This is a genomic window from Sphingomonas faeni, from assembly GCF_040407505.1.
GTDB lineage: Bacteria > Pseudomonadota > Alphaproteobacteria > Sphingomonadales > Sphingomonadaceae > Sphingomonas > Sphingomonas faeni_E.
Map to the genome: position 1 here is coordinate 235,802 of NZ_JAPZPQ010000002.1, position 15,251 is coordinate 251,052.

Sequence of the window (15,251 nt, forward strand, 5' to 3'; positions counted from 1 at the left end):
CGTCGGTCTATAGCGGGTGGCGGCATGCTGCTAGGGCCGGCATGGACGCGCCTGCCGGGCGTTGCTACGCGCAGACGGCGGCGGGGGGCGGATCATCTGGTGACGGGTACGAACGACGAGCCTTCGCAAGCGGCGGATGCGCCGCGCCTTCGGGTGATGCACGTCATCACGCATCTCGACATGGGCGGTGCCGAGAACGTCGCGCTGGGGTTGATCGACGCCTTGCGCGACCGGGTCGACTTCTCCTTGTTCGCCGTGCTGCGCCAGTCGCCGCTGAGCAAAGTCGGGCAGGACATGGCCGAGCGGCTGGCGCGCTGGCACGTGCCGTTCCGGTTCGGCACGGAGCGCGGGTTCAAGTCGGGCGGCGTGGTCTTCGCGGCGCGGTCGCTCGCCCGCGCGGTGACCGAGCAGCGGCCCGACCTGATCCATGTCCATACCGAGATTCCGGAACTGACGCTGGCGGTGGCGGGTCTGATCTCGCGGCGCGTCCGTCGCACGCCGTTGCTGCGCACTGTCCATAACAGTGAGTTGTGGATCGCGTGGGGCGGCATCGGCCGGTGGGTGACGCAGCGCTTCGCCAAGGGCGACGCGGTGGCGGTGTCACGCAATGCCGCCAACGCTGACGCGGCGATCGTCACGCGCGGCCGCCGACCGCTCGCCGACGTCATCTACAACGGCGTGTCGCCACCGGCGGCTTCTCCGATCGAGAGGGCCGCGGGGCCGGTCAGACTGCTGTTCGCGGGGAGGCTCGTTCACCAGAAGGGCGCCGACCTGTTGCCTGCTATCCTCCGAGAGGCTCATGCCCGCACGACCCGCCGCGACGTAGCGGTGACGATCGCCGGCTCCGGCGCAATGCGAGACTCGGTGGCGCAAGGATTAGCGGAGGGCCTGCAGGGCTGGGACGTTCGGATGACTGTGCCGATCGAGCGCCTGTCCGAACGCCTGCAGGAGTATGACGCGGTGCTGCTGCCGTCACGGTTCGAAGGGTTCGCGCTGCTCCCGCTCGAGGTGCTGATGGCCGGCATCGCGCTGGTGACGACCGATGCGCCGGGCCTCGATGAGGCGATCCCGGCCGATTATCCGTTCAAGGCCGCGGTCGACGACGTCGCGGGGATCGGTGCGCAACTGGCGGCGGTGATCGACGCTCCGACGGCCGCACGCGTCACCGCGGCACGCTACGGCGCAGACCTCGCCCGTAGCTTCAGTCCGGAGGCGATGGCGTCCGCGTATCTGGCACGCTATCGCTCGCGTGGGGATACGGGGGCAGAGTGACGGTCGCAATCGGGATCAAGGCGCTGAACGAGGCGGCGCATATCGACGCCGCGATCGGCAGCGCGCGCGCCGCGCTCGACCGCGTCGGCGGCGGGCAGGTCGTGCTCGCGGACAGCGGGTCGTCCGACGCCACGATAGCGTTGGCGCAGGCACATCCCGGCACGCGGATCGCGCAACTTGCCGATCCTGCCGAGCGGTCTTGCGGCACGGGGGCACAACTCGCGTTCCAGGCCGCATCCGAGACCCCCGGCGTCCGGTATTTCTACCTGCTCGACGGCGACATGGTCCTCGACCCGCACTTCCTCGAAGCGGGCATCGCGTTCCTCGAGGCAAACCCCCGCCACGCCGCGGTCGGTGGCCGGGTGCGCGAGGTCAACACCGACAGCATCGAATTCGAACTACGCGCCCGCAACGATCGCGTGAAGGGGAGCGCGGTGGCGGGCGATGTCGACCGGCTCGATTGCGGCGGGTTGTACCGCGTCGCCGCGGTGCAGCGCGTCGGGCATTTCGCCGACCGCAACCTCCACGCGTTCGAGGAATATGAGCTCGGCGCCCGGTTGCGCGCGGACGGCTGGCGACTGGCGCGGATCGACGTGCCCGCGGTCGAGCATCACGGCCACGCGACCGGCGGCTACCAGCTGATGTGGCGCCGGTTGCGCACCGGCTATGCCGGCGGCCCGGGCGAAGTGATCCGCGCCGCCTGGGGGCGGCCGCACTGGTCGCAGGTCCTGCGCGGGTTCGCCCAGTTGCGCTACAGCGTGATCGTCTATGGCTGGTGGCTGGCGATGCTCGTCGCGCTGGCGATGGGGCAGGGGATCGCCTTGCTGGCGGTCGTGCTGCTGCCCTTGGCGTTCCTGACGATGCGCCGCCGGAGCCTGCGGGTCGGGATCTACTCGCTGGTGACGTGGAACGTGATCGCGATCGGCATGCTCCAGGGCCTCGTCCGCGCGCGCCGCCCCGCCGATGCGCCGGTTGCCGCGCGCGACCTGTCCGCGCCGGGGCGATGAGCACCGCGTCCGGCTATCTCGGCAAGTTCGTCTGGACCGCGGGCACCTTCGTCGTGTCCGCCGGGCTGAAGTTCGGGCTCAACATCGTCCTCGCCTACCTGCTCGCGCCGGAGATCCTGGGCGTCATGGTGGTCGTCAACGCGATCCGCCTCGGCGTCGAGCTGCTGACCGATGTCGGGATCGAGCAGAATATCATCCACCACCGCGACGGGCTCGACCGGCAGTTCCGCGACACCGCCTGGACGCTGCAACTGCTGCGTGGCGTGCTGTTGAGCCTGGTCTTCCTGATCGCCGCGCCGTACCTCGCGCACGCTTATGGTATCGACGTCCGCATCTTCCTGGTCGCGGCGCTGTCGCCGATGATCGGTGGCGCGCACTCGACCGCGATCTTCGTGCTGGTCAAGCAGATGGAGGTCCGCCGCCGCAACCTGTTCGAATTGTCGTGCGAGGCGCTGGCGTTCGCGGTGCAGGTCGCGCTGGCGGCGTGGCTGCGCTCGGTCTGGGCGCCGGTCATCGGCCTCGTCCTCGCGGTCGCGATCCGCTCGGCGCTGAGCTACCTGCTGCCCGACCCCGGCCAGCGCCTCCGCTTCGACCGCGACGTGGTCCGACGGATCATCCATTTCGGCAAGTGGATCGCGATCACCTCGCTGGTGATGTACGCCGCGACCAATCTCGACCGGCTGTATCTCGGCCGGGTCGCGCCGCTCGCGTTGCTCGGCATCTACGGCATCGCGCGCGCGATCGCCGAGCTGCCGACCACGCTTGCGCGGCGGATGAGCTATCAGATCATCTTCCCCGCACTTGCCAGCGTTTCCGAAGGCGACCGGGCGGGGCAGATGGCGGCGATCGCCGGCTCGCGTGCGGTATTCACGCTCGGCGTCTGTGCCGCGCTGGCGCTGGCGGCGTCGATCGCGGATGGCCTGATCCTGGTGATCTACGACCCGCGCTACCAGGCGGCGAGCTGGATGCTGTCGGTGCTGCTCGGCGGCGCGGTGTTCGCCGTATTGTCCAACCTCAACGAGGCGTTGCTGCTCAGCGCGGGCCGGCCCTTCTATGCGAGCGTCGCCAACGTGATGCGGCTGGTCACGCTCGCCGTGTTGCTGCCGACCGGCCACCGGCTCGCGGGCTTTCCCGGCGCGGTCGTCGCGGTCGCGGTCACCGAGCTGCTGCAATATGGCTATATCGCGGTCGGCCTGCACCGCGTGCGGATGAGCTTCTGGCGGCAGGACGCGCTCGCGATCGGGGTGGCCTGCGCGGTATTCGCGGTGATGCTGGCGGCACGTTGGCAACTCGGGCTCGGCACGCCGCTGGCGGGCCTTGGGAGGATCGGATGACCCGCCTGCTGATCGTCCATTATGCCGGCGACTACCGGGAGGCCGATCGCCTGCGCCGCGCCACCGGTGGCGAGACCTATTACGGCCACGGCTATGTCCTCGACCAGCTCGCCGCGTGGCAGGCAAAGCACGAGGCGGTCGGGTTCCTGTGTTCGCTCGCGCCGTCCTATTGGGAGACGCTCGACAGCGGTGTGACGGTGATCGGCGCGGACACCAACCCGGACCAGGATCCCGCACCGGTGCTGGCGTTGATCGAGCGGTTCGCGCCGACTCACCTGATCGTGTTCGGGCCGATGCTGCCGCTAATCCGCTGGGGGATCGAGCACGACGTCCGGCTGGGCGTGATCATGGCCGATTCGTTCGCCAATCCCTATTATCGCTGGGTTCGGTTCCGGCGGCTGCCGAAGCTGCTCAACGATCGCCGCGTGACGCTGGTCGCCAATCACGGCGCCAATGCCGCGCAGGCGCTGGTCGGGATCGGGGTGCGTGCGGACAAAGTGCTGGCATGGGATTTCCCGCACGATCGCACGCCCGAGGCGCAGACCAGCAAGTCGCATGCGTCGGGACCGCCCTTCACGCTGCTGTTCGTAGGCTCGATCAGCGCGAAGAAGGGCGTCGGCGACCTGGTCCGCGCGGTGACGTTGCTGAAGGACCGCCTCGATGTCCGGCTCGACGTCGCAGGTCTGGGAACAATCGAGAAATCCGCAGCGCTCGCGACACGCCTCGGCGTTGCGGACCGTGTCCGGTTCCTCGGGCTCGTCCCAAACGGTGCGATCCCGGCGATGATGCAAGACGCCGATGCGGTGATCGTTCCCAGCCGTCACAATTTCCCCGAAGGCCTGCCGCTGACGCTGTTCGAGGGGCTTGCCTCGCGCACGCCGGTGATCGCGTCGGACCATCCGATGTTCGACGGGCATCTGGAGGACGGTGTGAGCGCGCTGGTGTTCGTAGCCGGCAAGCCGCGCGCGCTGGCCGATGCGATCGCGCGGCTGATGACCGATCCGGACCTGTATGCGCGGGTGTCGCAAGGGTCGGCAGCGGCGTGGCACCGGATGCAGAACCCGGTCAAATGGGGCGAGATGATCGATCGCTGGGTGCGCGACGATGCCAAGGATCGAGAGTGGCTGTCGGCGCACACCGTCGCGGCACTGGATGGGCCGGCATGACGGCTCGAACCGGTGCGATCCACTTTACGATGACGCATTCGACGGCCGGGGGCTTGCGCGAACTCTGGGACGACATCGCCGAGGGACTGATCGCACGCGGCCATCCGGTGAAGCGCTTCGTCCTCTATCCGCCGGCCGACGCGGATGGCGAAGGCGTCGACATGGCGGTCTGGCACCACGTCGCCGACGCCCGCCCGCGATCGGTGCTTGGCGCCGTCCGCACGTTCGCGGCGCTGGTCCGCTATCTGCGCCGCGAGCGACCCGCCGCGGTCGTGTCGGCGATGCCTGCCGCCAACGTGCTGCTCCCGCTCGCGGTGACGATCGCGCGCGTGCAGACGCGCGTGTTCCTGTCGCATCACTCGCCGACCGATACGCATAACCGCCTGCTCGACCGGATCGACGGCTGGACCGGCAGTTTGCCGTGTGTCGCCGGGATCATCAGCGTGTCGGACGCGGTCGGCGCGACGCTGGCGCACAAGCCTGCCACCTATCGCGCGCGGACGCTCACGATCCACAACGCGCTGTCGGAGCGGGTCGAACGGATCCTCGATGCCTTGCCTCGGGCAAAGGCGGGGGGCGATCGGTTGCGCGTCGTCGCGCTGGGGCGGCTGTCCTACCAGAAGAATTATCCGATGCTGATCCGCGCGATGGCTGAAGTGCCGGGCGCGGATCTGGAGATCGTCGGCGGCGGCGAGGACGAGGCGGCGTTGCGCGCGCTCGTCGCGGACCTTGGCCTCGGCGACCGCGTGACGTTCGCCGGCCTGATCCCGCGCGACGCCGCGCTCGCCAAGGCTGCGTCCGCCGACGTCTTCGTCCAGGTCAGCCGCTACGAAGGGCACAGCCTCGCGCTGATCGAGGCCGCGCGGCTAGGCCTGCCGCTGGTCGTGTCGGACGTGCCGGTGCAGGTCGAGGGCATCACCGCACGCGACGGAACGCGGTGCGGGATCGTCGTGCCACTCGAGGATCCGGCTTCACTGGCGACCGCGCTCCAGGGATTGCAGGACGATCCCGCACGCCGGTCGCACTGGGCGGATCTCGCCGCGCGGCTCGGCGCCGAAGCGTCGAACGCGCGAATGCTGGATCGGTACGAGGCGGTACTGGCTCCCGCCGCACCGGCGCGATAGGAACAGGTCATGGCGACGGCGATCAACGTAGCGCGACGACCCGCATCGGGTCCGATCACGCCAAGGCAACGCGAGACGCGCCTGCGTACGCGTCGGCGCTACGCCATCGCCAATGCCTGTTTCGTGGTGTTCCTTGCACTGGTGCTGGTCGGCACGTCCGGGTTCCAGGAATGGGCGTTCCGCGGCGCGGTCGGCAAGGGCGATGGCGTGAACCAGGCGCTGCACGTCGTGATCTTCGTGATGCTGCTCGCCGGCAGCGGCATGCTTAGCAAGCGCGAGCTGTTCTGCGTCCCTCTCGGACTCGCGCTGTTGCTTGCCTATTGCTTCTTCTCGGTAACCTGGGCGATCGCGCCGTTTATCTCGTTCCGGCGTATTTCGCTGACCGCGCTCGTGGTCTGGGTGACGTTCCGGCAGATCAACGATCTCGGACCCGAACGCGCACTGAAGCTCATCCGCTACGTCCTGGTCGCAGTGCTGATCGTCAATTACCTGATGGTGTTCCTGACGCCGTACGGCATCCATTCGGAGGTGTTCGGCGAGGAATCGTCGGTGGTCGGCGACTGGCGCGGGATCATCCCCCACAAGAACGTTGCGGGTGCGGCATGCGCGTTCACCGTGCTGTTCTTTACGTTCGACAACCGGCAGTTTCCGCGAATCGTTTCCGCGCTGGTGATCGCGGCGGCAACGATCTTCCTGTATTATACGCATTCGAGCACGTCGGAATTGTCGCTCGTCCTCGCGCTGGCGATGGGTTTTGCGATCCGGCCCTATGACGCCAGTCATCGCTTTGCCGTCGGGATCTGTCTTGCGATGGTCGTCGGGCTGGCGTTGCAGATCCTGTTCGTAAACCTCACGGCGTTGAGCGATTTCGTCAACGATCCCGGTGCCTTGACCGGCCGCGGCGCGATCTGGCCGCTGTTGTTCGAGTATGCAAGCGAGCATCTCTGGACCGGCGCCGGCTTCAGTTCGTTCTGGCAGATCGGCCCGGACAGTCCGATCTGGACGCTGACCGACGGTTGGGTCGCGGTCTATGCCGCGCATGGACATAACGGCTTCCTCGATCTGCTCGTCACGATCGGCCTGCCCGGCATGCTGTTGGCGATCGTCGTGATGATCATCTGGCCGTTGCTGCGGCTTTTGCTCAGCCAGTCGATCGGCAAGCCGCGGCGATCGCTGCTGGTGGCGATCATCATTTTCTGCGCCGGGCATAATCTGGCCGAATCGACGCTGCTGAACACCGCGTCGCTCGTCGAAGTCTTTCTGTTGATCGCGATGGCGATCACCTATCGCGAGTCCAATGCGAGCCCCGGCGCGCATCATGCGCTGCGTGGGCGGATGACGCGCTTGTTGCGGAGGCCGGCCCGGCTGTCGCGCCGCTGATGGCCCGCGTGATCGGTTCGGCGCGGTTGTGGGGGCTGGTGGACGGGCTGTTTCCCGCTGAAGATGGCGCCGCTCGACCGCCGGCATGCCATCGGCCGCTACGCCTCCTGATCTTCATCATATGGCTCGCGGTCGTGGCGTTCCTGGTCGCGCATCACGTGATGTGGCGCGACGAGGTCCGCGCGCTCAGCCTCGCGACGCGAGGGGCGTCGATCCTCGACATGCCGGCGGCGGCGCGCGGTTACGGGCATCCACTGCTCTGGCATGTGCTCCTGCGGTTCGGCACCGACCTGCTGGGGACGAAACTCGTCCTGCCGGGCCTCGCGTTGGCGATCGGCATCGTTGCCGCGGCGATCCTCGTATTCGTCGCCCGCCTGTCCATGCCGGTGATGATCCTGACGCTGTTCGGCGGGTTCGCGACGTTCGACTATGTCGTGATGGCGCGGAACTACGGGCTCGCGATGCTGCTGCTGCTCCTCGCCGCCTGGGCCTATGCAGGAGTTCGGAAACGCGACCGGTCTCATCCGCTGATCCTCGGCGGCCTGTTGTTCCTGCTGTGCAATGCCAACGTCCATTCAGTCGTGCTGGCCGGTGCGTTCGGAATCTTCTGGCTCGGCGACTTGATCGCGCGCGAGGGGTGGGGCTGGAGCCGGGCGAAGCGGCAATGGCTCACCGCGATGATCGTCGCCGGCTTGGGCGCCCTGCTTGCGTTCGTATCGGTCTATCCGTCGGTCGAGGACGCCCCCGCCGCCGTGCACCGGAGTTTCGGCCAGACGCTGCTCCACCTCATACCCGGTGTCGAGTTCCAGCGGATCTTCGGCAACTTCAACGCCAGCCTGCCGGTCACGATCCTCGCGGCGATGCTCGTCACCGGCAGCGTCGCCGCCTTTGCGCGTCGCCCCGCCGCCCTGGTCGCCGCGATCGCAGCGCTGGCTGGGCTGCAACTGCTGTTCGTGTTCGTCTATCCCGGCCACTACCGCCACGGCGCGCTGCTGTTCGTGTTCTTCGTCGTGCTGCACTGGCTGACGGCGCGGGGGTTTGGCGGCTGGCACGACACGGTATATGCCCGCCGCGCCGAGCGGATCGGCCGCATCGCCTTTCTCGCGTTGCTAGCCGCACAGCTTCCCGCGACCGCGCGCGCCGTCGTCCAGGCGGCGAAGGCGCAGCCGCAGGGCGAGGCGAAGGCGCTCGTCGATCTGCTCGCTGCCAAGGGGCTTTCCCAGTCGGTCGTGATTGCGGATCCGGACTTCCTGATCGAGAGCATCGCCTATTACGGCGCGAACCCGACCTGGTCCGTGCGGCGCGATCGGTTCACGTCGCTAGTGCCGATGACGCTGGCCGAAACCGCGCCGATGAGCCCGGGCCGGCTGCTCGCCACCGCACGCCGCCTCGCTGCGGCAACCCACAGGCCGGTCGTGATCCTGCTCTCCGCGTCGCTCGACGATGTAAGGCAGCGCGCAGTGATCGATCGCGGCACGTTCGGGCCGCTGATCCTCGATCCGGTCGACATCGCCAAGTTCCGTACGGCAACGACCAAGCTTGCGACGCTTCGAACTGCGTCAGGCGATGAAGTATACGACGTCTATCGACTGGCCCCGTGACGTCTGTAATTACCGTCTCGGGCTTGCCATGCCTTGGTGGGCTCGCGCATAGCATCCTCAATACAGGTCAGACGTTTGCGGTCTTGTAAGATCTGGACGGGGAGACGACCGCTGTTCGAACGCGATCATCACAGTACTGCGCCGAACGCCGTCGACGCCTCGGTCGGCGACGACGGCCGCGTGCGGACCGCGACGATTGGCGGCATGAAGATCGCCCGGCTGCGGCGCGACGAACTCGCGGCGTTGATGCTGGCCGACACGGCGCGCGCGCGGGGCGGGATGCTGGCGGAACCGCGCATCGTCACCTCGGCCAATGGCAGCGTGATCGCCGCCTATAACCGCGACGAAGAGTATCGACGGCTTATCGACGGCGCCGACATCGTCGATGCGGATGGCATGCCGCTGGTGTTCGCCAGCCGGTTGTTGTGTCGCGAGCCGCTCGAGGAGCGCATCGCCACCACCGACTTCCTGCTCGACGCGGCGACCATCGCCGCGCGCGACGACATCCGCTTCTTCTTCCTCGGTTCGCGACCGGGCGTCGCGGCCCGCGCCGCGCAACATCTCCGCAGTCGTTTCCCCGGCCTGAAGGTCGTCGGCACGCGCCACGGGTTCTTCTCGGCGGACGCGATCCCGGACATTTGCGCGAAGGTCCGCGCGTCCGGCGCCGACGTGTTGTGGATCGGCATGGGCAGCCCTGCGCAGGAGCGGTTCGCGGTCGACAACCGGCACCTGCTCGGCGGGGTCGCGTGGATCCGGACCTGTGGCGGGCTGTTCGATCATTATGGCGGCGGCGTATCGCGCGCACCGTGCTGGATGCAGGCGACCGGGCTGGAGTGGCTCTACCGTGCCGCGCGCGAGCCGGTGCGGCTCGGCTGGCGCTATCTCGTGACAAGTCCGGTCGCGATCTACTATCTGGCAACCAGAACGCATGATTGACAGCCCTCGCGCGGGGCCGGGATCGGCAGGGAGTTCGATGGAACCACATGTACGCCGCACCGTCCGCTACGAGGATTTCGTCCAGCCCCGCCGCCGTCGCTGGCCGTGGATCTTGGGGGTCGTGATGCTGCTCGCGCTCGCCGCCGGGATCGCCGCCTTCTGGTTCGGGGGCGATCACCAGGCGCACGCCGCGCCCCCCGCTTTGTCGCAGGCGGGTGGCCCGGTCGCATCCGAGGCCTATCAGTGGAAGCACGTCGCGATCGGCGGCGGCGGCATGATCTCCGGCCTGTCGAGCGATGCGTCGGGCAAGACCTTCGTCGCGCGCACCGACGTCTATGGCGCATATATCTGGGACGCGTCGGCGAACCGCTGGAGCCAGCTCGTCACCGCCGCGTCGATGCCCGACAGCATCCGTACGCAGAACGGCGCCGCGGCGGGCGCGTACGAGATCGTCGTCGCCCCCTCGCGCGCGCAACGCATCTACATGGCGCTGCAGGGCCGGGTCTATCGCTCGGACGATACCGGCAGGCACTGGGTCCAGCCCAACGCCGGCAATCCCTTCCCGATGGTGTGGGACGCGAACAGCGAGTTCCGCCTGCACGGCCCGTTCATGGCGGTCGATCCGACCAATCCGGATATCGTCCTGCTCGGCACCCCCGCGACCGGGCTGTGGCGCTCGACCGATGGCGGCGCGCAGTGGGCCCATGTCGGCTCGGTCCCGGTCAGCAAGGATCGCAAGCCCGATGCGGGCGCGCAGACACCCGGCACGATGCTGTGGTTCGAACGACCCGCCGGCGGCAAGCCGACCGGGCGGCTGTTCGCGCTCGCATCGGGTGCGGGCATGTTCGTGTCGAGCGATGCGGGCGCGACGTTCCGACCACTTCCGGCGGTCGGGGTGCAGCCTCTGACGCTCCAGCGCGGCATTTTCGATCGCCGCGGCACGTTCTTCGGCGTCGATGATCTCACCAAGTCGATCTGGTCGTACCGCGACGGCCGCTGGCGCGATCTCACCGCGGACCTCGGCCTGACCGTCCGCGAATACGCCGCGGTCGCCGCCAATCCGCATGCCGATCAGGTGATCGTCGTGGATAGAGGCGGGCAGGGCTATGCCAGCACAGACGGTGGCGCGACCTGGAACAGCGTATCGCACAGCGCGAAGGCCGGGGAAGGCGATCCCCCCTGGCTGCGCGTCGCCAACGCGCCGTTCTTCACGACCGCGGACATGATGTTCGATCCCGTCGTCCCGAACCGGGTCTGGGTCGCGGCGGGCATGGGAGTGTTCTACGCCGACGTGCCGCCCGGCACGGGGGCGCTCGACTGGGTCAGCCAGACTCGGGGGATCGAAGAACTCGTCGCCAACGACGTGATCCAGCCGACCGGTGGCTCGCCCATCTTTGCCGGCTGGGATTTCGGGATTCATGTGAAGGACGATCTCAACGCCTATTCGACCACGTTCGGCCCCGGGGAGCGTGCGCTGATGACCGTCCCGCAACTCGATTGGACGCCGGCCAAACCCGGCTTCGTCGTCAGCAACGCGTCCGACGCACGGATGGGGTGCTGTTCGGAGGACGGCAACGCGGTGATGGCAGGCACCAGCACCGATGGTGGCCGCAAATGGGCCAAGTTCGCGACGCTGCCGACACCCCCCGGCACCAAGGACGACGATCCCTGGCGGATGTCGTTCGGGACGATCGCGGTCTCTTCCGGCGATCCGCAGAACATCATCTGGGCACCCGCGTTCAACCGCCAGCCCTATTACACCAAGGACGGCGGCCGCAGCTGGACCCCGGTCCGCCTGCCCGGCGCGAGCGGCGATACCCCCGGATCGTTCCAGGCGCAGTGGATGCAGCGCAAGACGCTGACCGCGGACAAGGCCGTCCCCGGCACCTTCTACCTCTACCATAGCGGCGGTGGCGCGAACGCCGGTCTTCAGGGCCTGTGGCGGACGACCGATGGCGGCGTGGGCTGGGACAAGGTCTTCGACGGCGAACTCGCGCCGTCGAGCGAACTCGCGGCAAAGCTCCGTTCGGTCCCCGGCCACCCCGGCAACCTGTTCTTCACCTCCGCGTTCGAGCACACCAGCGATACCGGCCTGCGTCGTAGCATCGACGGCGGCAAGACCTGGCAGGTCGTCCCCGGTGTCACTCGCGTCGACGACATCGCGTTCGGCAAGGCGGCCAAGGGCAAGACCTATCCGACGCTGTTCCTGTCGGGGCGCGTAACCGGCGAGTATGGGATATGGCGCTCTGTCGACAACGCCGCGAGCTGGCAGCGGCTCACCGACTTCCCGGTCGGTTCACTCGATCAGGTCAGTGTGATCGGCGCCGATCCCGACGTCTTCGGCCGCGTCTATCTCGGCTATGTCGGCTCGAGCTGGATCTGGGGCGAACCTGCTCCGTGCAAACCCTCCGGCTATCGGCCGTTGGCGGACCGGCAATGCTCGATGGTTCGCTGATGGGAGGACATTGGTCGGACAGCGTTCGGTGAACTATCGGTTGAAGATCGGCTCGCGGAGGCACAGCCTCTAGCAACGTCAGTCGGGGGAGGAGTTTGGCTTGCGGATCGGTGCGATCATGATGGCGATACTCCCGTTGTCGACGGTGGCCTCCGGAATGCAAGACGTGGCCGCGAGCCACGATGTGGTCGTGGTCGGTCGACGCATGCGGCTGGTCCGGCTCGATTACGCGCTCAACGGCCCGTATCTCCGCCGCTGCGATGTCGCGGTGAGCAGCGGCGATGCCAGGGTCGACCGCATCATGTGCGCCGTGCTGAGGCGGTGCGTAACGGCGGGGTATCGCGAGCCGCGCCCGGCCAAGCGCTGCATGGACGCGAGCATCGACCTGTTCGTATCGGGACAACGGCGTCCACCGGAGCCCGACCCCGAAGACGCAGCACCGTCGCCAACGCGGTTACGCTCGACGCCGACACCTACGTTGGCCAACCTCGCGCCCACCAGCGCGCCCGCGGCAACGTCCGCCGCCAGCGGGCCCGACATCGTGGTCCAAGGAAACAGGAACAAGCCCACCGGCGGCCAATGGCGGTTCATGAAACTGCAGAGCGGCGGGATCGGCCGTTCGTCTCAGATCCGATGGGAACGCTGCATTCCCGAAGGGTCTTTAGAGGTGATGGTGCGCGCGATGTTGAACGGCGAAAAAACGCGCAGTGCCGACAGTCGTTGCGGACCGATGACGCTCAAGTTCAAGCACGGAAATCTCACTGGCGAGCGATCCTGTCTATACCACCGGGCGCGGATGAAGACCTTGGTGCGCGGATCCGTCGGCCAGGACCAGGTGTCTGCCGAGGAGACGACGTACTTGGTTGTTTCTGCAAAACCACATGTCGATGATGCTGTACGAGTGCCCGAAGACGACAGTGTGTCCAAAATGTACGGCGAGCGAACCGGCGCGTGCTCGGTATCGCGCCAGAACGGAAATGGTTGGTAAGCAAAACGCCAGTCTAGTTTCGATTGATGTTGATCTTCCGGTTCTACCGGACGCATATCTCTTGGCCTTTGTCGCCGTGGATGGCTTGATTGGGAGGTAAGCGGACGTTCGCGGTCTATGAAAAGCCGGGGAGTAGTACCGAGAAGCAGATAAGGACGGCAAAGAGATGCGCTGTCGTCGAGAGCACGAAGGGCGTGGCTGTCTGCAGCGCGACGGCTCGACCGACCAGTACGCCGTATATGGGAAACTGGAGCAGGCCCACGGCTATGACGACCGGCCCGATTTCGCCTTCGAGCCGCGTGAGGAGCATGGAGAAAGGGAAAAGTACGCGTGCGTCGATGTAGGCGCCGTGACCGGCACCGCAATGGGAGGTAAGCGGACTGGCCGCTTTGAAGCGAACGCAGCGGCAAAGCGGACTTAGACTTAGATGCAGTCACCAGTGGAGCAGACTGCGAGAAGCCCGGCGAATGGCAACGCAGGAATAGCGACGATGGTGTAAGCGACCATCATCCCGGCAGTGACCCGGTGCGACCATCCGGCCATCCGAATGGCTCCCATCCCTGTAAGCCATGCTAGAAAAAGCATGATGTAGGCGAGAGCCACAGACCGATGTGAGAACAGGCCCGTGTGGGCAGCGAAAACCAGTAGCAAGGCTGGTGCCGTTATCATCGCGAGTGCAGCAATAATCGAACGCCCCATGCCACATCCTCCCACGACCAAGCGGACCAATCAACGTCTAGTTTCGGGCGATGACAGATCGACCATGAACGTCCGGCTATGGGCGTGAACAGTCATCAGGTTAGGACTGCCTCACCATTGGTCACTAATTCGTAATCGCCGCCTTCAGCCCAGAATCGGATCATGGCCGAGCGCTACTCAGCGAATGACGTGTCTTCTTGATCGGCTGGCGGTTCGTAGCGGATGGCGGATCTCGCGCCCGCGGGGATGCGTTCCACTGCTCCGCTCGGTTCCACCATCAATTTTATGGCTCGGTCCATCTCGTTCGAGGCGCACTGTGACCATGAGTGTATTCCGAGGTTTGACCAAGCGTCCGTAATTGGGCGTAAGCGAAATGACATAGATGGAAGAGAATAGGCTCAGCCAACAATGGGTGGGTTGGAACTGTGTTTCGCTCAATCAGCCGCATTTTGCGAAACGTCGGCCGTGACCTATATCTCCAAGTTCGGCTTCATGCGGGACCCTGTGTAGTCGCGGCCAGGTGGCCACGAATACTCCTGTACGCCGCATCCTGCCAAGCTCAGTGCTCGACGAAGTTGCCAGCCGGCAGCGCCTGTTCCGCATCCGCCTTTACCGACGATTCGTCTTTGCACATTTTCGATGAAACGACGCGACCACTACGTGCGACGACCAGTCCGCTCGAAAATTGCGGGGCGTTGCCGTCGTTACTGAACGAGGTGCGCACGGTGCTGTCGTACACGGTGTAGGTGTAATCATCGTTTTTGGCGGTGATCTGCGACTCTCCGCCACCCGAATAGCCCCGATTGGCGAAGGTTAGACTGCGCGAGCTAAGCTCTACCTTGCCGGGCGTTCCGTAGCGATAGGCCGTGCCCGCGGGGCCGCCGCATACCGACACGCGCTTGGCGCCTATCTCGCAAGAGAAGAAGGGCGTCTCGCCAGCCTCGCACAGCGTGTCATCGGCGACGTCCACCGGCGATATCAAGCGCGTGGGAGCATCTGCAACGGCGGCGTTCACGGTCACTGGGGCCAACGCGACCGTGGCGGTTCCAGCCGGTGCGAAACCATGCGCTCCATTGTCTGCACGGGCGTCTTCGGGTGAGCCGCAGCCGGCGATCGATGCCAACACGAGCAGCTCACTGCCAGCTGCAAGGCTACCGACCCATTTTGATATGCCGACCATCGTTCCGCGCCCCCATGACCGCCGCCGTCGATCCTGCGCATTATACCGTAGAATCGTGCTCGGCCCAGCACCGCTCAAGTACGCCCGCTCAGGCCGTTCGATGCCAGTA

At 66.6% G+C, this 15,251-nt stretch carries 12 protein-coding genes; 10 read left to right on the forward strand and 2 right to left on the reverse strand.

The features are described from left to right. The first annotated feature begins 99 nt into the window (after positions 1-99). The 10 genes from O6X71_RS07645 to O6X71_RS07690 all read left to right on the forward strand — a co-directional run bounded on the left by O6X71_RS07645 (position 100) and on the right by O6X71_RS07690 (position 13,263). Positions 100-1,272 carry a glycosyltransferase family 4 protein gene (locus O6X71_RS07645; RefSeq protein WP_353465301.1) on the forward strand — a complete coding sequence of 391 codons (1,173 nt, stop codon included), beginning with the start codon at positions 100-102 and terminating at the stop codon, positions 1,270-1,272. Continuing rightward, entirely contained in the window at positions 1,269-2,279 is a 1,011-nt protein-coding gene (locus O6X71_RS07650) for a glycosyltransferase (RefSeq protein WP_353465303.1), read from the forward strand. Before O6X71_RS07645 ends, O6X71_RS07650 begins: the two co-directional genes overlap by 4 nt. Further along, positions 2,276-3,613, forward strand: coding sequence for an oligosaccharide flippase family protein (locus tag O6X71_RS07655; RefSeq protein ID WP_353465304.1), 1,338 nt, complete (start codon positions 2,276-2,278; stop codon positions 3,611-3,613). The genes O6X71_RS07650 and O6X71_RS07655 overlap by 4 nt, the downstream gene beginning before the upstream one ends. After that, a complete protein-coding gene (locus tag O6X71_RS07660) occupies positions 3,610-4,779 on the forward strand; it encodes a glycosyltransferase family 4 protein (protein ID WP_353465305.1) in 1,170 nt (389 codons plus the stop codon). The genes O6X71_RS07655 and O6X71_RS07660 overlap by 4 nt, the downstream gene beginning before the upstream one ends. After that, positions 4,776-5,903, forward strand: a complete 1,128-nt coding sequence (locus O6X71_RS07665; protein WP_353465306.1) for a glycosyltransferase — start codon at positions 4,776-4,778, stop codon at positions 5,901-5,903. Before O6X71_RS07660 ends, O6X71_RS07665 begins: the two co-directional genes overlap by 4 nt. 9 nt (positions 5,904-5,912) lie before the next feature. Continuing rightward, on the forward strand, positions 5,913-7,283 hold the full coding sequence (locus O6X71_RS07670; protein WP_353465307.1) for an O-antigen ligase family protein: 1,371 nt from the start codon (positions 5,913-5,915) through the stop codon (positions 7,281-7,283). Continuing rightward, entirely contained in the window at positions 7,283-8,884 is a 1,602-nt protein-coding gene (locus tag O6X71_RS07675) for a hypothetical protein (protein WP_353465308.1), read from the forward strand. The genes O6X71_RS07670 and O6X71_RS07675 overlap by 1 nt, the downstream gene beginning before the upstream one ends. Positions 8,885-8,959: 75 nt before the next feature. Continuing rightward, the gene (locus tag O6X71_RS07680; RefSeq protein ID WP_353465310.1) at positions 8,960-9,820 is read left to right on the forward strand and encodes a WecB/TagA/CpsF family glycosyltransferase; all 861 of its coding nucleotides are present in this window, start codon (positions 8,960-8,962) and stop codon (positions 9,818-9,820) included. Between the two features lie 37 nt (positions 9,821-9,857). Next, positions 9,858-12,275 (forward strand): WD40/YVTN/BNR-like repeat-containing protein, encoded by a 2,418-nt coding sequence (locus O6X71_RS07685; protein WP_353465311.1) that lies wholly within the window; start codon positions 9,858-9,860, stop codon positions 12,273-12,275. Positions 12,276-12,375: 100 nt separating this feature from the next. Beyond that, positions 12,376-13,263, forward strand: a complete 888-nt coding sequence (locus O6X71_RS07690) for a hypothetical protein (RefSeq protein ID WP_353465312.1) — start codon at positions 12,376-12,378, stop codon at positions 13,261-13,263. A 423-nt stretch (positions 13,264-13,686) separates the two neighbouring features. Here O6X71_RS07690 and O6X71_RS07695 read toward each other — a convergent pair whose 3' ends face one another. Then, entirely contained in the window at positions 13,687-13,962 is a 276-nt protein-coding gene (locus tag O6X71_RS07695) for a hypothetical protein (RefSeq protein ID WP_353465313.1), read from the reverse strand. A gap of 559 nt (positions 13,963-14,521) precedes the next feature. Next, positions 14,522-15,142, reverse strand: a complete 621-nt coding sequence (locus O6X71_RS07700; protein WP_353465314.1) for a hypothetical protein — start codon at positions 15,140-15,142, stop codon at positions 14,522-14,524. Positions 15,143-15,251 lie beyond the last annotated feature (109 nt).